Below are 16,115 nucleotides of genomic sequence, written 5' to 3'. Positions count from 1 at the left end.
GCGGATGCTGCCGGAGGGGACCGGCCGCGAGACTGGCGGCATGGATCCCGAACTCGAAGCATTCATCCCCCTTTTCCCCCGCGCCGACCTGACCGACCCGGTCACCGAGCGCAAGAACCTCGCCGCGCTGGCCGCCTCGATCCCGCCGCCCGACACCTCGGGCATGCAGATCGAGGACCGCCTCGTACCCGCGGAGGTGGACGTGCCGGTCCGGATCTACCGTCCCCGCGACGCCCGGGGCGCCATCGTGTGGATGCACGGCGGCGGGTGGGTCATGGGCGACCTGGAGACCGAGCACCCGTGGGCCGCCCGGCTCGCGGAGAGCTCCGGCGCGGTGGTGGTCTCGGTCGGCTACCGGCTGGCCCCCGAGAACCCGTTCCCCGCCGCGTTGGACGACTGCTACGCGGTGCTCGGCTGGGCCGTCGAGCACGCGGAGGAGCTCGGCGCCGACCCCGGCCGCGTCGCCGTCGGCGGGCACAGCGCGGGCGGCGGCCTGGCCGCCGGGATCGCGCTGCGGGCGCGCGACGAGCAGGGGCCGCCGATCTGCTTCCAGCTGCTCAACCAGCCCGGCCTCGACGACCGGCAGGAGACCTGGTCGGCCCGGACGTTCACCGACACCCCCTGGATGAACCGCGACAAGGTCACCGCGGCCTGGCGGCACTACCTGGGTTCCGCCCCCGCCTCGCCGTACGCGGCGCCCGCGCGGGCCGACGATCTGTCCGGGCTGCCTCCCGCGTACATCGCCTCCGCGGAGCTGTGCCCGAGCCGCGACGAGGACATCGAGTACGCGCTGCGCCTGCTGCGGGCGGGCGTGTCGGTCGAGCTGCACCAGTGGGCGGGCACCTTCCACGGGTCGCAGGCGATCCTGTCCGTCGAGGTGTCGCAGCGGCAGATCGCCGAGCTGGCCGCCGTCCTGCGCCGGGCCCTCGCGGGCTGAGAGACATCATGACCGTCGCAGACGTTCAAGACGTCGCCGGAACGGGGCCGCCCTTAAGACGGCTGCTGCGCCCGTACGCCGGGAGTTTCGCCGCCGTCGTCGTCCTGCAGATCATCGGCGCCGTCGCGGGGCTGGCGCCGCTGATCGCGGTCGCCGAGCTGGGCCGCACGCTGCTGGCGCCCGGCCCGGCCGACCCCGCCCACGTCCGGCTCGTGGTGATCGCGGGCGCGGCCGGGCTGCTCGTACGGCTGATGTTCACGGCGGCGTCGTCCGGGATCGGGCATCTGCTGGACAACCGGGTGCAGCTGTCGTTCCGGCGGCGGCTCGCCGAGTCGCTGGGGCGGGTGCCGATCGGCTGGCTCTCCCGGCGCCGCACGGGCGAGCTGGCCAAGGTCGTGGGGGACGACGTGAGCGCCGTGCACCCGTTCATCGCCCACACGCCCGGCGAGCTGGTCGCCGCCTTCGTGGTGCCGCTGGTGTCGCTCGTCTACCTGTTCACCGTGGACTGGCGGCTCACGCTGATCACGCTGATCCCGGTGGCGCTGGCCGTGGCGCTGGTGCCGCTGATGATGACCCCGGCCCGGCTGCGCGAGCAGCGGGCGTTCGACGAGGCCATGGGGCGGATCACGAACGCGGTGGTCGAGTTCGTGCAGGGCATCGCGGTGGTGAAGGCGTTCGGCACCGGCGAGCGCGCGCACCGCAGGTTCCGCTCCGCCGTGGACGAGTTCGTCTCGATCTTCCTCCGGATGGTGCGCGGCCTGGCCGGGCTGGGCGCGGGCATGCAGGTGGTGACATCACCGCCGTTCGTGCTGCTGGTGGTGCTGGCGGGCGGCACGGCGCTGATCACCTCGGGCGGCCTGGCCCCGGCCGATCTGCTGCCCTTCCTGCTGCTCGGGCTGGGGCTGACCGCGCCGGTGGCGGCGCTCGGCCACGGCTTCGACGCCATGCAGGCCGCCGGGCGCGCGGTCGGCCGCATCCGGGACGTGCTCGCGGTCCGGCCGCTGCCCGAGCCCGCGCGGCCGGTCGCGCCGCGCGGGCACCGGGTGGAGCTGCGCGGCGTCCGCTTCGGCTACGAACCCGGGCGCGAGGTGCTGCGCGGCATCGACCTGGTACTGGAGCCGGGGACGGTCACCGCGATCGCCGGGCCGTCGGGCAGCGGCAAGTCCACGCTGGTCCAGTTGCTGCCGCGGTTCTTCGACCCGGCCGCCGGGTCCGTGCTCCTGGGCGGCGCCGACCTGCGCGAGATCGGCAGCCGGGAGCTCTACCGGAACGTCTCCTTCGTCTTCCAGGACGTCCGCCTGCTCCGCGCGTCGGTCGCGGAGAACATCGCGCTGGCGGTGCCCCGGGCGGGCCGCGACGAGGTGGTCCGGGCCGCCCGGCTGGCCAACGTCCACGACCGGATCCTGCGGCTGCCGCGCGGCTACGACACGGTCGTCGGCGAGGAGGTCCGGCTGTCGGGCGGCGAGGCGCAGCGGATCTCGATCGCCCGCGCGCTGCTGTCCGGCGCGCCGGTGCTGGTGCTCGACGAGGCGACCGCCTTCGCCGACCCGCAGACCGAGCAGGCGGTCCGCCGCGCACTGGACACGCTCAAGGGCGACCGGACGATCCTGGTGATCGCCCACCGCCTGGAGACCATCGCCGGCGCCGACACCGTCGTGATGCTGGAGGACGGGCTGATCGCCGAGCAGGGCGCGCCCGCCGACCTGCTGGCCCGGGACGGCAAGTTCGCCGCGTTCTGGCGATCACACACCCGAGGAGACTGCTGATGATCGGCATGTTGCTGCGCGTGCTGGGCCCCCGGTACGCGCCGCCGGTGCGGCGCACCATAGCCCTGATGACGGTGACCGCGGTGGCCGAGGGGCTGTCGTACGCGCTGCTGGTCCCGGTGCTGCGGGCGCTGCTCGGCGGCGAGCCCGCCGAGGCGTGGCCGTGGCTGGCCGCCTTCGGGGCGGCGGTCGCGGGCTACGCGGCGCTGCGCTACCTCAGCGACCTGGCCGGGTTCCGCGCCGGGACGGTGCTGCTGGACGGCCTCTACCACCGGCTCGGGGAGCATCTGGCCCGGCTGCCCATCGGCTGGTTCGGCGCGGGCCGGGTCGGCGAGGTGTCGGCCCTGGCCAGCCGCGGCGTCTTGCAGGCGATGAGCGTGATCGTGCACTTCCTGGCGCCGTTCGTGGGCGCCTGCGTGACCCCGCTGACGATCGTCGTGGTGATGCTCGCCTTCGACTGGCGGCTCGGGCTGGCCGCGCTGGCCGCCGCCCCGCTCGTGGCGGCGATCCAGGTCTGGTCGGGACGGTCGACGGCCGCCGCCGACGCCGACCGCCACGAACGCGGCCATGAGGCCACCGCGCGGGTCATCGAGTTCCTCCAGGCCCAGCCGGTGCTGCGCGCCGGCGGCCGGACCGGCGAACGCTTCGCCCTGCTCGACGACTCGCTGCGCGACCTGCGGCGCGCGTCCCGCCGCACCGCCCTGTCGGCGCTGCCGGGCGTGCTGGCCCTGACGTTCGCCGTGCAGGTGGTGTTCACCGTGCTGCTGGCCCTGGGCGCCTACCTCGCGCTCGGCGGTGAGGCCGGCGCGGCGGAGGTGCTGGCGATCCTGGTGCTCGCGGCCCGCTGCGCCGACCCGCTGCTGTCGCTCTCGGGGATCGGCGGCCAGATGCGGGCCGCGCGCTTCGAGCTGACGAGACTCGACGCGCTGCTTCGTACGGAGCCCCTGCCGGAGGCGCCGGACCCGATCGAACCGGCGGGCCACGATCTGGAGTTCGCCTCCGTCACCTTCCGCCACGACGACCGGCCGGTGCTCGACGGGCTGTCGCTGTCGGTGCCCGAAGGGCGGCGGCTCGCCGTCGTCGGCCCCTCGGGCGCGGGCAAGACCACCCTGTTGCAACTGATCGCGCGCTTCCACGACGTCGACGCGGGCGCGGTGCGGGTCGGCGGGGTGGACGTACGGGACATCGCCGTCGAGTCGCTGACGGCGCGGATCGCCATCGTCTTCCAGGACGTCTACCTCTTCGACGGCACCATCGAGGAGAACGTCCGGCTCGGCCGCCCCGGCGCCACCGACGCCGAAGTGCGGGCGGCGGCGGTCGCGGCCCGGCTGGACGAGGTGGTCGAACGGCTGCCCGGCGGCTGGGCGACCGACGTCGGCGAGGGCGGCGCGCTGCTGTCCGGCGGCGAACGCCAGCGGGTCTCGATCGCGCGGGCGCTGCTGAAGGACGCCCCCATCGTGCTGCTGGACGAGGTGACCTCGGCCCTGGACCCGGTCAACGAGGCGGCGGTCCACGAGGGCATCGACCGCCTGCTGGCGGGCCGGACGGTGGTGATGGTGGCGCACCGCCTCCGCACGGTCCAGCGCGCCGACCACATCGCCTTCCTGGACGGCGGCCGCATCGTCGAAGAAGGCACCCACGACGAGCTCCTTCGCCGCGGCGGCCGCTACGCCGACTTCTGGAACACCGCCCTGACACCAGTGGGCGAATAGCCTCGCGGCAGAGGTGGCGGGGATGGCCGGTGGATTAAAGGCGTTGAGCAGGGGTGGGCGGGGTCGCTAGCGTCGGGCGGATGATCGGAGCGCGCAGGGCTACGGCGGCCGACGCCGCGGAGCTGGTGCGGCTGCGGGCGGTGATGCTGGCGAGCATGACCGGCCGGGAGCCGGTGGACGACGGGTGGCGGCGAGCGGCCGGGGAGCGGCTGCGGGCGCGGCTGGACGAGCCGGACCCGCGGATGCTCGCCTTCGTGGTGGACGCGCCGGGCGGCGGGCTGGCGGCGTGCGCGACCGGCACCGTCGAGGAGCGGCTGGGCGGGCCGGGGAACCCGCACGGGCTGGTCGGCTATGTGTTCAATGTCGTGACCGATCCGGGGCATCGGCGGCGCGGGTACTCACGGGCCTGCGTGACCGCGCTGGTGCAGTGGTATCGGGAGCGCGGCATCACCACGGTCGACCTGCGCTCCTCTCCCGAGGCGGAGGCGCTCTACGCCTCGCTGGGGTTCGTCCGTACCAGCGATCCGGCGATGCGGCTGCGGTTCACGAGCCCGTGATGAGCCGCCAGCTCGGCCAGCACGGCGCGACGCCCCCGCGAGGCCGCGCCCAGGACGGCGAGGAGCAGCTGATGCGTGCGCACGCCGGGCACGGCGGCGGGCTGCGGCTCGACGGCACGTCATCGGCGCGTGTGTCGATCCGGAAGGAAGCCGTTCGTGTAGGGGGTGAGACGTCACGACGACGGAGGGACGGGACATGACGGCACCGCGCGTCCTGCTGGACGGCCTGGGCATCGGCGAGTCGCCGCGCTGGCACGACGGCCGGCTCTGGTTCTGCAACTGGGGCGACGACGAGGTGATCGCGCTCGGGCCGGACGGCCGGGCCGAGGTGACGTTCTCCGAGCCGGGGGTCGGCGCCCACTCGATCGACTGGCTGCCCGACGGCCGCATGCTGGTCGTACCGAAGAACACCGACCGCGGGCGGCTGCTGCGGCGTGAGGCGGACGGCACGCTGGTCCCGCACGCCGACCTGAGCGGCCTGCCGTCCGGCTTCAACGAGATCGTGGTCGACGGCCGCGGCAACGTCTACGTCAACGGCGCCGACTTCGACTTCCTCGCCTTCCTGGACAAGGCGATGGCCGAGGGCATCGACGGGCCGCTGCACGAACGGCCGGACTTCGTCCCCGGCTACATCGCGCTGATCACCCCCGACGGCACGGCCCGGCAGGTGGCCGACGGGATCAGGTTCCCCAACGGCATGGTCGTCTCACCCGACAACCGGACGCTGATCATCGCCGAGTCGTTCGCCGGGGAGCTGACCGCGTTCGACATCGCCGACGACGGGAGCCTGTCGAACCGCAGGACCTGGGCCGCCGGGCTCGGCCCCGACGGGATCACCATGGACGCCGAGGGCGCGGTCTGGACGTCGACCGGCGAGCGCGACGTGTCGCGGGTGCGCGAGGGCGGCGAGGTGCTGGAACGCGTCGAACTGGACCGGAGCCCGTTCGCGTGCATGCTGGGCGGCCCGGACGGGCGCACCCTCTACATCGTGGCCGCCGAGTGGAACCCGGCCGACCCCTTCGGCGGCCCCCGCACCGGCCAGGTCCTCGCCGTCGACGCCCCGGCCCCGCGCGCCGGCTGGCCGGGCCACTGACCGCTACAGGGTGCCGCCCGCGGGAGCCGGCCGGGCCAGCTCGGCCACGATCGCCGACTCGACGGCCACCCGCAGCCAATGGTCCCTGGTGAGCCGGTCGACCGCGCGGATCCGCTCCCGCCGGGGCAGCCTGCGGAACCACCGGCGGTGCAGGTCGCAGGCCCGCATGATGGCCAGCAGACCCACCGTCGCGTCGTCGGCGGGCAGCCCCCGCACGGCGGCGAGCAACCTGTCCATGATCGCGTACTCGGCCCCGAACTCGGGCGCGCACAGCCGCGTCACCGTGCCCCGGTGGAACAGCCCCCGCTCCGGCTGCTCGCAGACGACGATCCTGCCCTGCTCCCGCAGCGCCGCGATGCGCCGCAGGTGGGGGCGGCCCGCCGCGACGCCGATGATCCGCTGCGGCAGCGCGGGCTGCGGCCCGTGACCGGCCAGCTCTGCGGCGGCCAGCCCGAGATCGAGGTGCGGCGGCATCCTGACCTTGCCGTCCTGTCCGATGATCCAGCCGTCGGGGGACGCGCACAGGGCCAGGATCAGCAGTTCGTCCGCCATTTCCAGCCGCGACATGCCCCGTAGCCTACGCCGGGAAGAGCGGCTTGAGGACGTTCGTCACGGTACGGACCTCCTACCGGTTCCCCTGCCACGTTGCCGGCGCCGGCTGACTGGCTAGCAGGGGCACCAGACCCGACAGGCCCTCGTCGCCGTGTCCCTGGGCCACCCGCCGGCGCATCAGCTCCATGTACGGGACGAGCAGTCCGGGATCCACGGCCTGCTCCCGCGCGGTGGCCAGGAAGGTGTCGTTGGCCGCCGCCATCATGGCGAGGTTGGAGGTGACGCCCTCGGTATGGTCACCGCCGGCCAGGGGGGCGGCCATCTCCTGTCCCGCCGGGGCCATCGCGGCCAGCCATTCCGTGAGCAGCCCCGCGAACCGGGCCAGGTCGAGCTCCTTCTCCCCGCCCACCAGGGCGAAGGCGTGCGTGATGCCCGCGAACATCCCGGTCATCGCGCTCAGCAGCGCGACATCGTACAGCGCCGCGTGCCCCGGATCCGCACCGACGAACTCCACCCCCGCGACCGCCTCCAGCACCTCGCGGTGGCGGGCGAGCAGGTCCGGGTCGCCGCTGTAGAAGACGTAGCCGCCGCTCTCCGGCTGGCCGATCATCGGCGGCACGGCCATGATCCCGCCGTCCAGGAAGCGCGCCCCGCGCTCCGCCGCCCATCCGGCGCGCCGCCGGGCCTGGGCGGGGGTGCCGGTGGTCAGGTTGACGACGTCCTTGCCGGTCAGGTCGGCGCCGTCCAAGGTCTCGCCCACGGAGGCGTCGTCCAGCAGGCAGAGCACGACGGGCCCGGCCGCCGACGCCACCGCCTCGGCCGCGCTCGCCGCCGCACGCGCGCCGTCTCGTACGAGCGGATCGGCCTTTCCGGGAGTACGGTTCCACACGGTCAGCGGGTGACCCGCGGCGAGCCAGGCGCGGGCGAGCGCGGTCCCCATGTCGCCGAGGCCCAGCAGCGTGACAGGGGTCTTGGTCGAGGTTTCGGTATGCATGCCCTCAGGCTGGCGCACCCCCGAAACCATGATCAAGTACGCACTTCTCTGTGCGTGGTTACTTTAGGGTAAGCACATGACCAGGCGAGACACGTACGTGTGCGGCATCGACGCGGCGATCGACGTGGTCGGCGGGAAATGGAAAGTGCTCATCCTGTGGGCGCTGGACGCGGGCCCGCGCCGCTTCGGCGAGCTGCGCCGCGACATCCCCGGGGTCACCGAGAAAGTCCTCACCTCGCACCTGCGCGAACTGGAGAACGACGGCATCGTCTCGCGCGAGGAGACGTACGAAGGGGCGGTGCGCCGGGTCGCCTACACCCTCACCCCGCTCGGGGTCTCGCTCAACGAGGCGCTCGACCCCCTCGGTGAATGGGGCAGGAAACACCTGCTCGGGCCCGGTCGCTCCTCCTGAACCGCTGCTGTGCCAGGCTTGGTGCCATGCGTGAGGAAGGCCTGAAGGGCTTGAGGATCCCGATCGTGCAGGCGCCGATGGCGGGAGGGCCTTCCACCCCCGCTCTGGTTCGTGAGGTCGGCGCGGCAGGCGGGATGGGCTTCCTCGCCGCGGGCTACAAGACGGCCGAGGCGATGCGGCAGGAGATCGCCGAGGTCCGCCGGACGTCCGCCGCTCCTTTCGGGGTCAACCTCTTCGTCCCCCAGCCCTGCGAGTCGGAGCCAGGCGCCCTCGACGCCTACCGGGACGAACTCCAGGCCGAGGCCGACCGCTACGGCGTCTCCCTGCCCCAGCCGGAAGGCGACGAGGACGACGCCTGGGACGCCAAGATCGCCGCGCTCGTCGCCGATCCCGTGCCGGTCGTGTCCTTCACGTTCGGGCTGCCGTCCCGTCCGGTGGCGGAAGACCTCCACCGCGCTGGATCACTGCTGGTCGCCACGGTGACTTCGGAGGCGGAGGCTGCCCGGGCGGCGACCGCGCTCGGTATGGACGCCCTCTGCGTCCAAGGCCCCGACGCAGGAGGACACCGAGGCACCCACGACCCCCGCGCCGAACCCGGTACGACGCCCCTCACCGCGCTTCTCACCGCGATCCGGAACCTCACCCCGGTGCCCCTGATCGCCGCAGGCGGCCTCACCACGCCGGACAGCATCGCCGAGGCCATCACCGCCGGAGCGAGCGCCGTCCAGCTCGGCACCGCCTACCTCCGCACCCCCGAATCCGGCGCCAAGCCCGCCCACAAGGACGCCCTGGCCGACCCCCGATTCACCACGACCACGCTCACCCGCGCGTTCTCCGGCCGATACGCACGCGGCCTCCGAAACCGATTCATCGAAGACCACGACCCCACCGCACCCGCCGCCTACCCGCAGGTGAACCGACTCACCAGCCCAATCCGTGCCGCCGCAGCCGCCGCAGGAGATCAGGACGGCATGGCCCTGTGGGCAGGCACCGGCTTCCAGCAGGCCACCGCCGAACCCGCAGCCTTGGTGACGGAACGGCTCTGGCACCAAGTCGCAGGCCGCCTATAACTCCCGCACCCACCCGTTGCCCCGAGCTTCCCTTGACCCCGTCAGCCCGCCCGTCCACAGAGGGCCTCGCTACGCTCGGGCGTTCTCTTCGTGCCGTGCTTCGCCCGGCGCTGTCGCCGCCAGTTAGACGAAGGACCGGCATTCATCGATCGGCCTAGAGGAATCCGATTCGGCGCTGGGCCCCTCGTTCACCTGGGTTTCATTCGCGGCGGGCCGGGCCGGCCGAACCCCTCTATGGGGATCTTCTCGGGCAGGTAAGGCAGTCCGCATAGCTTCTTGAGGGAGTCAGCGGCTCAGCCAGGTCCGCAGTCAACGGCGGGGTCGATTCCACACCGGGAAGACGGACGGCAAGGCTCCCACCAACACCGCCCGCGTTGTCGCTGCTAGTCCTAACGGACGGTAGCCCCGTCCCGTCGCGCTGACACTGGGCATCTTCAGCGCGGGGGCGGATCTCCTGACCCGCCCCCCGCGGGCTCACCGCCGGTCACGCCCGTGACCCCTGGCTTCCCGAGCCGGGCGGATCTTCAACCAGAAGGCGCCCAAGCCTCGACACACCTGATCACCCGCGGATGGCATCTTCGGTACCTACGTGACCTCCCCGTCGCACTACGGCACCAACGAACACGAATCCCTGGTTGGCGGCCCAGTTCACGGCGGAGCCAGCCCCTTGCGAAAGGCGTAGGTGACGGCCTGCGCACGATCACGGACCTGAGTCTTGGCGAACAGATTGTTGATATGGGTCTTCACGGTTGCCTCAGAGATGTGAAGCTGCCGCGCGATCTCCGCGTTGGACCGGCCCTGCGCGATCAGCCCGAGCACCTCGACCTCCCGCCGTGTCAGCCCGTCAGGCCGCCTCCGCCGATCCTTCTCACCCCCGCGACCCACTTCGGCCTCCCGGTCTCCCCCATCGCCGGAGCCATCCGTCACGGTCTCGGCAAGGCGGCGCTGCACCGGGGCCGCGAAGTGCGCGCCGCCATCCGCCACCACCGAGATGGCCCTGGCCAGGGACTCGGCGTCCGCGTCCTTCGTCAGATAGCCGCGCGCCCCCGCCCGCAGGGCCGCGAACACCGACTCGTCGTCGGAGTACGTCGACAGCACCACCACCTCCATACGCGGGTGCCGTCGCCGGATGATCCGGGTCGCCTCGACTCCGTCCATGCGCGGCATGCGCAGATCCATCAGCACGACGTCCGGAGACAGCTCGGCCGCCAGCCTGACCGCCTCCTCCCCGTCCCCCGCCGCCCCCACCACCTCGGCGTCCGGCAGCAGACCGAGAAGAAGCACCAAACCTTCGCGCACCACCGTCTGGTCGTCGGCCACGAGCACGCGGACCGTCATGCCGGCACCCGCAGCAGCACCGCGAACCCTCCGTCCCCGGCCTCCGCCGTCAGCGACCCGCCGATCAGCTCGGCACGCTCTCGCATCCCGATCAGCCCGTAGCCGGCCCCCTCCACACCCGCACGCGACCCCGCGCCTCCCCCACCCGAGGCACCCTCAATCCGGACGCCGCCCGGAGCACCATCGCTCTCGGCGGTGCTGCTGCTCAGGCCGCTTCCCGAGACACCGTCGCTCCGGACGCTGCCCGGAGTGTCGTCGCTCTGGGCACGACCGGGCGCGCCGCTCCCATGAACGGCAGATGCACCGTCGTCACGTACCTCAAGCTCACACCAGCGGCCGAGGCGGCGCAACGACACGCTCACCGCCGCACCGGGCGCGTGTTTGCGCACGTTCGTGAGCGCCTCCTGGGCGGTACGGGCGACCGCGAGCTTGGCCTCCGCCGGCAGCGCGTCCACGCCGGTGTCCACGGTGAGCGCGCACGACGCCCCGGTGGAGGCGCGGAACTCGGCGGCGAGCCGTTCGAGGCGTTCCGGCAGCGGCAGGTCCTCGCCTCGTAAGGTGTCGAGAGCACGGCGGGTCTCCTCCAGGCCCGCCCTCGCGAGGCTGACGGCGCGCTCCACCCGGTCGAGCGCCCGCGCGGGGTCGCCGCCGCTCTTGAGCAGCAGGCGGGCGCCCTCCAGATGGATGATCTGGGCGGACTGCGCATGGGCGAGGATGTCGTGGACCTCGCGCGCCAGACGGGCCCGTTCCTGGAGCACCGCCTCACCCGCACGGGCCTCGGCCACCTCGGCCGCCTGCCGTCTGGTGCTGGACACGTACCAGATCAGGAACGAGATCACCACGGAGTAGGCCAGCCCGGTCGTCACCCCGGACATCACCGCCATGTCGAGCCCGTTCAGCCAGGACACCAGCGGCAGGGCGACCAGCGCCAGCACGGTCAGCGGGACCGCGGCGCGCAGGCGCACCCGCCAGGGAGCGGCGAAAGCGGCGAAGAAGTGGAACCCCAGCCCCGTGAAGGGCTCGATCGCGTGCATGACCGCCGCACCCACGACGACGACCAGGAGCAGCAGGGCGTTGCGACCCGAGACGGAACGGGAGCAGATCAGCCACACCGCGCAGCCCCAGGTGGCGGCACCGACGAGCAGCGCGACCGGCGTCTGCCGGGTCAGCGCGACGGCGACGGGCCCCCAGAGCAGGTAGAGGGCCAGAAGTGCGGACAGCGTGGCGCTGCCCGCCGGGCTGCGGAGGAATGCCACGCCCACAACGTATCCGCGAGGCCACGCACCGCACATCAACCCGTGGTTGGAGATGAGAAATCAACCCGTGCGCCCATGCGCCGCGGCCCTGCGATCACGGATCGTGTCCCCATGACCTCGATCCGAGTCCACCGCCTGCGCAAGTCGTTCGCCGGAGTCCGCGCCGTCGACGACCTGTCCTTCGCCGTGCCCGAGGGCACGATCACCGCCTTCCTCGGCCCCAACGGCGCGGGCAAGACCACCACCCTGCGCATCCTCCTGGGGCTGGTGGCGCCGGCGTCCGGAGAGGCGACCATCGGCGGCGTCCCCTACCACGAGCTCGATCGCCCCCTGGAACGGGTCGGCGCCGTCCTGGAGGCCACCGCCTTCCACCCGGGCCTCACCGCCGCCACCCATCTGGAGACCGTACGGGTCGCCGCCGGGCTCCCCGCGGCCCGGGTCGCGCGCGTGCTGGAGCTGGCCGGGCTCGAAGCGGCCGCCCACAGGAGGGTCGGCGGCTTCTCGCTCGGCATGCGGCAGCGACTCGCCCTCGCCACGGCCCTGCTCGGCGACCCCGCCACCCTCGTCCTGGACGAACCGGCCAACGGGCTCGACCCGTCCGGCATGCGCTGGCTGCGCGGCTTCCTGCGCGCGTACGCCCACGAGGGCAACACGGTGCTGATCTCCACCCACGTGCTGGCCGAGGTCGAGCAGATCGCCGACCACGTCGTCATCATCTCCGCCGGACGGTTGCGCTGGAGCGGGCCCCTGTCCGGTGCCGGTCTGGAAGACCTCTACCAGGAGGTGGCGGGATGAACCTCCTCATCCGGGCCGAGCTGATCAAGGCCCGCGCGAGCCGCACCACCCGGGCGCTGGTGGCGGTCGCGCCGCTGTTCTGCGCGCTGTGGGCGTGCGTGCCCGCCCTGACGCCCGCCCCGTCAGACGCCGTACGGGTGGCGAACGTCTATCACATGGCCCAGCAGGCGTACGTGTTCACGATGATCATCGGCATCCTGGGCATGTGCGGCGAGTTCCGGCACCGCACGATCACCTGGAGCTTCCTCGTCAGCCCCCGCCGGGACCGGGTGGTGCTGTCCAAACTGGCCGCCTACGGGCTGGTGGGGCTGGCCGCCTCGGTCCTTTCGGCCCTGGCGACGCTGGCGACCGGGGCCGCGCTCCTGTCCCTGCGGGGGCATCCGGCGCTGACCTCCCATGTGCCGCAGGTGCTGACCGGCGCGGTGCTGAGCAGCACCCTGTACGCGCTGCTCGGGGTGGCGCTCGGCGCGCTGATCCGCCACCAGGCGGGCGCGATCGTCCTGGCCGCGCTGCTGTTCATGTACGGGGACGGGTTCCTGTCGTGGCTGGTGCCAGACGTGTTCCGGTGGCTGCCGACCGGGGCGGCCAGGGCCCTGGGCGGGATGCCGCTCGACCTGCTGCCGGCCTGGGGAGGCGGCCTGCTGTTCGCCGGCTACATCGCCGTGACGGTGCTCGCCGCCCGGCTCATCACCCTGCGGCGCGACATCACCTGACCCGTTTTCTCAGACGCTCTTCATGTTCTGCAGAGAACATCTTCACGAGCCCGGTCGACCATGGATTGCGCGGGTCCCGGACGTGGAAAGACGCTTGCACAAGAAGGAAGGGTGACGATGAACGTGCCTAACACGGTTCGCCCGGCACGCGAGCCCCTGGTGACGGCGGGTGCGCGGTGAACGCGTCGCTGGTGCGGCGCGCGCTGATCGCGCTGACCCTCGTCGGCGTCCTCGGCGCGGGCTTCGAACTGGCCGCGGAGCGTCACTGGCGCACCGGCGTGCAACTGGTGCCGTGGGTGGCGCTCGCGCTGCTCGCCGTCGGCGCGCTCCTGCTGGCGCTCAACAAGCTCCCCGGCGCGGTACGGGCGATCTCCGGCGTGGTGCTGCTCGCCTCGGCGTTCGGTGTGTTCGCGCACGTGTCGGCCAACATGATGGTGGGCTCCTTCTCGGGCGCGTTCGAAGGGGTGTCGGCGATCGGGCAATGGTGGCAGGCGTTCACCAAATCGGTCGGCGAAGCCCCGCCGCTGGCGCCGGGCATGCTCGCCCAGGCTGCCCTCCTGCTCCTGCTGGCCACCTACGTCACCCGCCGCACCCCCACGGGCAAGCACGCCGAAGGCCCGCTACCGGTCCGGGAACCCGCTTAGCAAGAGGTGGAGGCCGACCGGCTTCGGGGAGGGGTGAAGCCGGTCGGCTCATTCAGGTCGCCACCGCGCGTCCCCGGCTCGTTGATCTCCTCACGCCACCATCTCGTGGGCGCCCGGGACCGCAGGGTGCCGCCGTACGCGGCGGGCTCGCCGGCGGAGACCACAACGCGGTCGCCGGCGAGCCGGATGAACCCGGCTCACTTGTAGTACTGCACCCAGTACTCGACGGTGTGCTTCTTGCCGATCCTGAAGTTCGCGTAGTAGGTCGAGTGCCCGGCGTTGTGGATGCGGACGTAGCCGTACTTGCCGTTGCACTTCCACGTGCCGGACTTGGCGACCTTCCAGCCCGCGGCCCAACGGCGCTGGTACACGAGGTCGACCTTCATCTTCGCGTCGTTGCCCCAGCAGCGGGCCTTGACCTGCATGATGCGGACGCCCGCGGGCCGCTTCCAGTTCGCGGTCTCTAAGTACTTGCCCGGGCCCAACGCCTCGTGCCGTTGGGTGCGCCAGCGCGCCATCGTCGCTGCGCTTGCGTGGGCCGAGACCTGGCTGTGCGCGGTCGGGGCCGCGACGGCCGGCGCGGCCGCCGTCAGGGCCAGGCCGGACGCGGCGGTGGCGAGGGCCAGGGAAATTCTTGCGAGACGCATAGTGCTACCTGCCGTCCTGTTTCGCCGGTCTGTTTCCGGATGAGAAGGTACGGCCGAGCATGTTGAGCGCATGTTGAGTATGTGTTGACTGCCCTCGTGCATCCCGGTTGCGACCTGGGCTCAGTGGCATAGGCGATGCCGCGGGTCCCGAGGTAGCGCGCGGCCCTCAGGAAACAGCACCCCTACATAACGAGGCCGGACAACAGCGGCGCGAGACAATCGTCTCTAGCATGGATTCATGGCCACGCTCGGCGAACGCATCCGCAGCGTCCGGAAACGCCGCGGCCTGACCCAGCAGGGCCTCGCCGACCTCGCCGGTGTGTCCGCCTCGCTCATCCGCAAGCTTGAGCAGGACGCCCGCAGAGATGTGCGGCTGGAAACTCTGCGCAGATTAGCGGTGGCCCTCAAGGTGCCGACAACCTCGCTGATGACCCAGCACGACGCGGAGCCGGCCGACGAGCAAACCCTCTGGGTACCGGTGCGGCGGGCGCTTCACGGCCTCGAAGATCCGCCCATGGAAGCACCGACCCGAGAAGGACTGGCCTCAGCCCTGGAAGCGTCGATGCCGCTGTGGAAGCAGGATCGCTATGCGCAGATCGCAGCGATGCTGCCAGTGATGCTCCGGGACGCCGACGCACTGGTGGAGGCGGACCTGTCGGCGCGTCACGTACGAGGCAGGATCCTGCACCTGGTCGGCTGGCTGCTGACCCAGACCCGCCAGTTCGACGAGGCCGAGTTCGCGCTGTCGCGGGCCATGAACGACATGAACGATCCCCACGACGCGGCGGCGACGATCAGCACGCACTGCTGGCTTCTCCTGCGTCAGGGACAGCTCGGCGACGCCCGCCGGCTGGCGATGCGCTGGGCCGACGACATAGAGCCGCGCGTCTCCCGAGCCGCACCACTCCAGCTGTCCGCCTGGGGCTGGCTGCTGCTCCGCTCATCCGCAGCCGCCATCCGCGACAACCGGCCCGGCGAGGCCGACGACACCATCCGACTTGCCAGAACCGCGGCCGTGGCGATGGGACGCGACCTGACGCCGGACGCGGACTTCCTCCGCACCTTCGGCCCGATCACCGTGGCGATGAAGCGCGCGGAGAACGCCATGATCGAGGATCGGCCGGACAAGGTCCTCCAGCTCACGCAGACGATCCCGGTGACGGATCTGCGGCCCACCTCAAACAACCGCAACCGTCATCTCCTCGACGTGGCCGAGGCGCACCGCCGGATGAACCGGCACATCGAGGCCTTCGACATTCTGCAAGGTGTCCGACGTGACGCCCCGGAGTGGATGACCAACCAGCTATACGCCCGAGACATCCTCAAAGGCATCATCGGCAGGCGCCGCACGCTCAGCAGCGAAATGCGAGACCTCGCAGACTTTGTACGGCTCGACTATTAACGTGTGACACCGCTCGTGTCACTTCCTCCTGCGGGCATCGGGAAGTGACACGAAACCGCACTTCCGGGCCCGTCGCCCCTGCTCATAGCGTTGCCACATGCATCCGGGCATGACGGGATCCCGTCCCGCTGACCTGCGTTCCGCAGCTAATCCATGATCCAGGGCGCGTTCGGGCCTGAAACCGCAGGTCGGCGCGTTACGGCCTAGTGGAAACGACGAAAAGCCCT

At 72.1% G+C, this 16,115-nt stretch carries 16 protein-coding genes; 11 read left to right on the top strand and 5 right to left on the bottom strand.

What is annotated here, in order from left to right; translation table 11 throughout:
* The first annotated feature begins 40 nt into the window (after nt 1–40).
* From AB0J42_RS32130 to AB0J42_RS32110, 5 genes are all read left to right on the top strand, one after another.
* Nucleotides 41–937: an alpha/beta hydrolase gene (locus tag AB0J42_RS32130; RefSeq protein ID WP_364301130.1), complete on the top strand. Its 897-nt coding sequence runs from the start codon at nt 41–43 to the stop codon at nt 935–937.
* 8 nt (nt 938–945) lie between these two features.
* Entirely contained in the window at nt 946–2,703 is a 1,758-nt protein-coding gene (locus AB0J42_RS32125) for an ABC transporter ATP-binding protein (protein WP_364301128.1), read from the top strand.
* Nucleotides 2,703–4,415 (top strand): ABC transporter ATP-binding protein, encoded by a 1,713-nt coding sequence (locus AB0J42_RS32120; protein WP_364301126.1) that lies wholly within the window; start codon nt 2,703–2,705, stop codon nt 4,413–4,415. The genes AB0J42_RS32125 and AB0J42_RS32120 overlap by 1 nt, the downstream gene beginning before the upstream one ends.
* 80 nt (nt 4,416–4,495) lie before the next feature.
* Complete coding sequence (locus AB0J42_RS32115; RefSeq protein ID WP_364301124.1) at nt 4,496–4,972, top strand: GNAT family N-acetyltransferase; 477 nt, start codon at nt 4,496–4,498, stop codon at nt 4,970–4,972.
* 196 nt (nt 4,973–5,168) lie between these two features.
* Complete coding sequence (locus tag AB0J42_RS32110) at nt 5,169–6,065, top strand: SMP-30/gluconolactonase/LRE family protein (RefSeq protein WP_364301122.1); 897 nt, start codon at nt 5,169–5,171, stop codon at nt 6,063–6,065.
* A gap of 3 nt (nt 6,066–6,068) precedes the next feature.
* On the opposite strand, the gene AB0J42_RS32105 is transcribed toward AB0J42_RS32110, so the two are convergent.
* Nucleotides 6,069–6,632, bottom strand: coding sequence for a GPP34 family phosphoprotein (locus AB0J42_RS32105; protein ID WP_364301120.1), 564 nt, complete (start codon nt 6,630–6,632; stop codon nt 6,069–6,071).
* A 58-nt stretch (nt 6,633–6,690) separates the two neighbouring features.
* Entirely contained in the window at nt 6,691–7,611 is a 921-nt protein-coding gene (locus AB0J42_RS32100) for an NAD(P)-binding domain-containing protein (protein WP_364301118.1), read from the bottom strand.
* Between the two features lie 76 nt (nt 7,612–7,687).
* Here AB0J42_RS32100 and AB0J42_RS32095 point away from each other — a divergent pair, with 76 nt between their 5' ends.
* Nucleotides 7,688–8,023, top strand: coding sequence for a helix-turn-helix domain-containing protein (locus AB0J42_RS32095; protein ID WP_364301116.1), 336 nt, complete (start codon nt 7,688–7,690; stop codon nt 8,021–8,023).
* A 26-nt stretch (nt 8,024–8,049) separates the two neighbouring features.
* Nucleotides 8,050–9,093 (top strand): nitronate monooxygenase, encoded by a 1,044-nt coding sequence (locus AB0J42_RS32090; protein ID WP_364301114.1) that lies wholly within the window; start codon nt 8,050–8,052, stop codon nt 9,091–9,093.
* Nucleotides 9,094–9,741: 648 nt separating this feature from the next.
* Here AB0J42_RS32090 and AB0J42_RS32085 read toward each other — a convergent pair.
* A complete protein-coding gene (locus tag AB0J42_RS32085; protein WP_364301111.1) occupies nt 9,742–10,431 on the bottom strand; it encodes a response regulator transcription factor in 690 nt (229 codons plus the stop codon).
* Nucleotides 10,428–11,687: a histidine kinase gene (locus tag AB0J42_RS32080; RefSeq protein ID WP_364301109.1), complete on the bottom strand. Its 1,260-nt coding sequence runs from the start codon at nt 11,685–11,687 to the stop codon at nt 10,428–10,430. Before AB0J42_RS32080 ends, AB0J42_RS32085 begins: the two co-directional genes overlap by 4 nt.
* 111 nt (nt 11,688–11,798) lie before the next feature.
* On the opposite strand from AB0J42_RS32080, the gene AB0J42_RS32075 reads away from it, so the two are divergent.
* The 3 genes from AB0J42_RS32075 (at nt 11,799) to AB0J42_RS32065 (ending at nt 13,839) form a co-directional block, all read left to right on the top strand.
* A complete protein-coding gene (locus AB0J42_RS32075) occupies nt 11,799–12,482 on the top strand; it encodes an ATP-binding cassette domain-containing protein (RefSeq protein WP_364301107.1) in 684 nt (227 codons plus the stop codon).
* On the top strand, nt 12,479–13,195 hold the full coding sequence (locus AB0J42_RS32070) for an ABC transporter permease (protein WP_364301105.1): 717 nt from the start codon (nt 12,479–12,481) through the stop codon (nt 13,193–13,195). Before AB0J42_RS32075 ends, AB0J42_RS32070 begins: the two co-directional genes overlap by 4 nt.
* A 176-nt stretch (nt 13,196–13,371) precedes the next feature.
* Nucleotides 13,372–13,839 carry a hypothetical protein gene (locus AB0J42_RS32065; RefSeq protein ID WP_364301103.1) on the top strand — a complete coding sequence of 156 codons (468 nt, stop codon included), beginning with the start codon at nt 13,372–13,374 and terminating at the stop codon, nt 13,837–13,839.
* 197 nt (nt 13,840–14,036) lie between these two features.
* Here the strand turns inward: AB0J42_RS32065 and AB0J42_RS32060 are convergent, their stop codons facing one another.
* Complete coding sequence (locus AB0J42_RS32060) at nt 14,037–14,486, bottom strand: hypothetical protein (protein ID WP_364301101.1); 450 nt, start codon at nt 14,484–14,486, stop codon at nt 14,037–14,039.
* A gap of 238 nt (nt 14,487–14,724) precedes the next feature.
* On the opposite strand from AB0J42_RS32060, the gene AB0J42_RS32055 reads away from it, so the two are divergent.
* Nucleotides 14,725–15,888: a helix-turn-helix domain-containing protein gene (locus tag AB0J42_RS32055; RefSeq protein ID WP_364301099.1), complete on the top strand. Its 1,164-nt coding sequence runs from the start codon at nt 14,725–14,727 to the stop codon at nt 15,886–15,888.
* The last annotated feature ends 227 nt before the right edge of the window (nt 15,889–16,115 follow it).

Source organism: Nonomuraea sp. NPDC049649 (genome assembly GCF_040675175.1).
Classification (GTDB): Bacteria; Actinomycetota; Actinomycetes; order Streptosporangiales; family Streptosporangiaceae; genus Nonomuraea.
The sequence above is the reverse complement of the archived record's forward strand: the minus strand, read 5'-3'. Positions and strand labels throughout refer to the sequence as shown.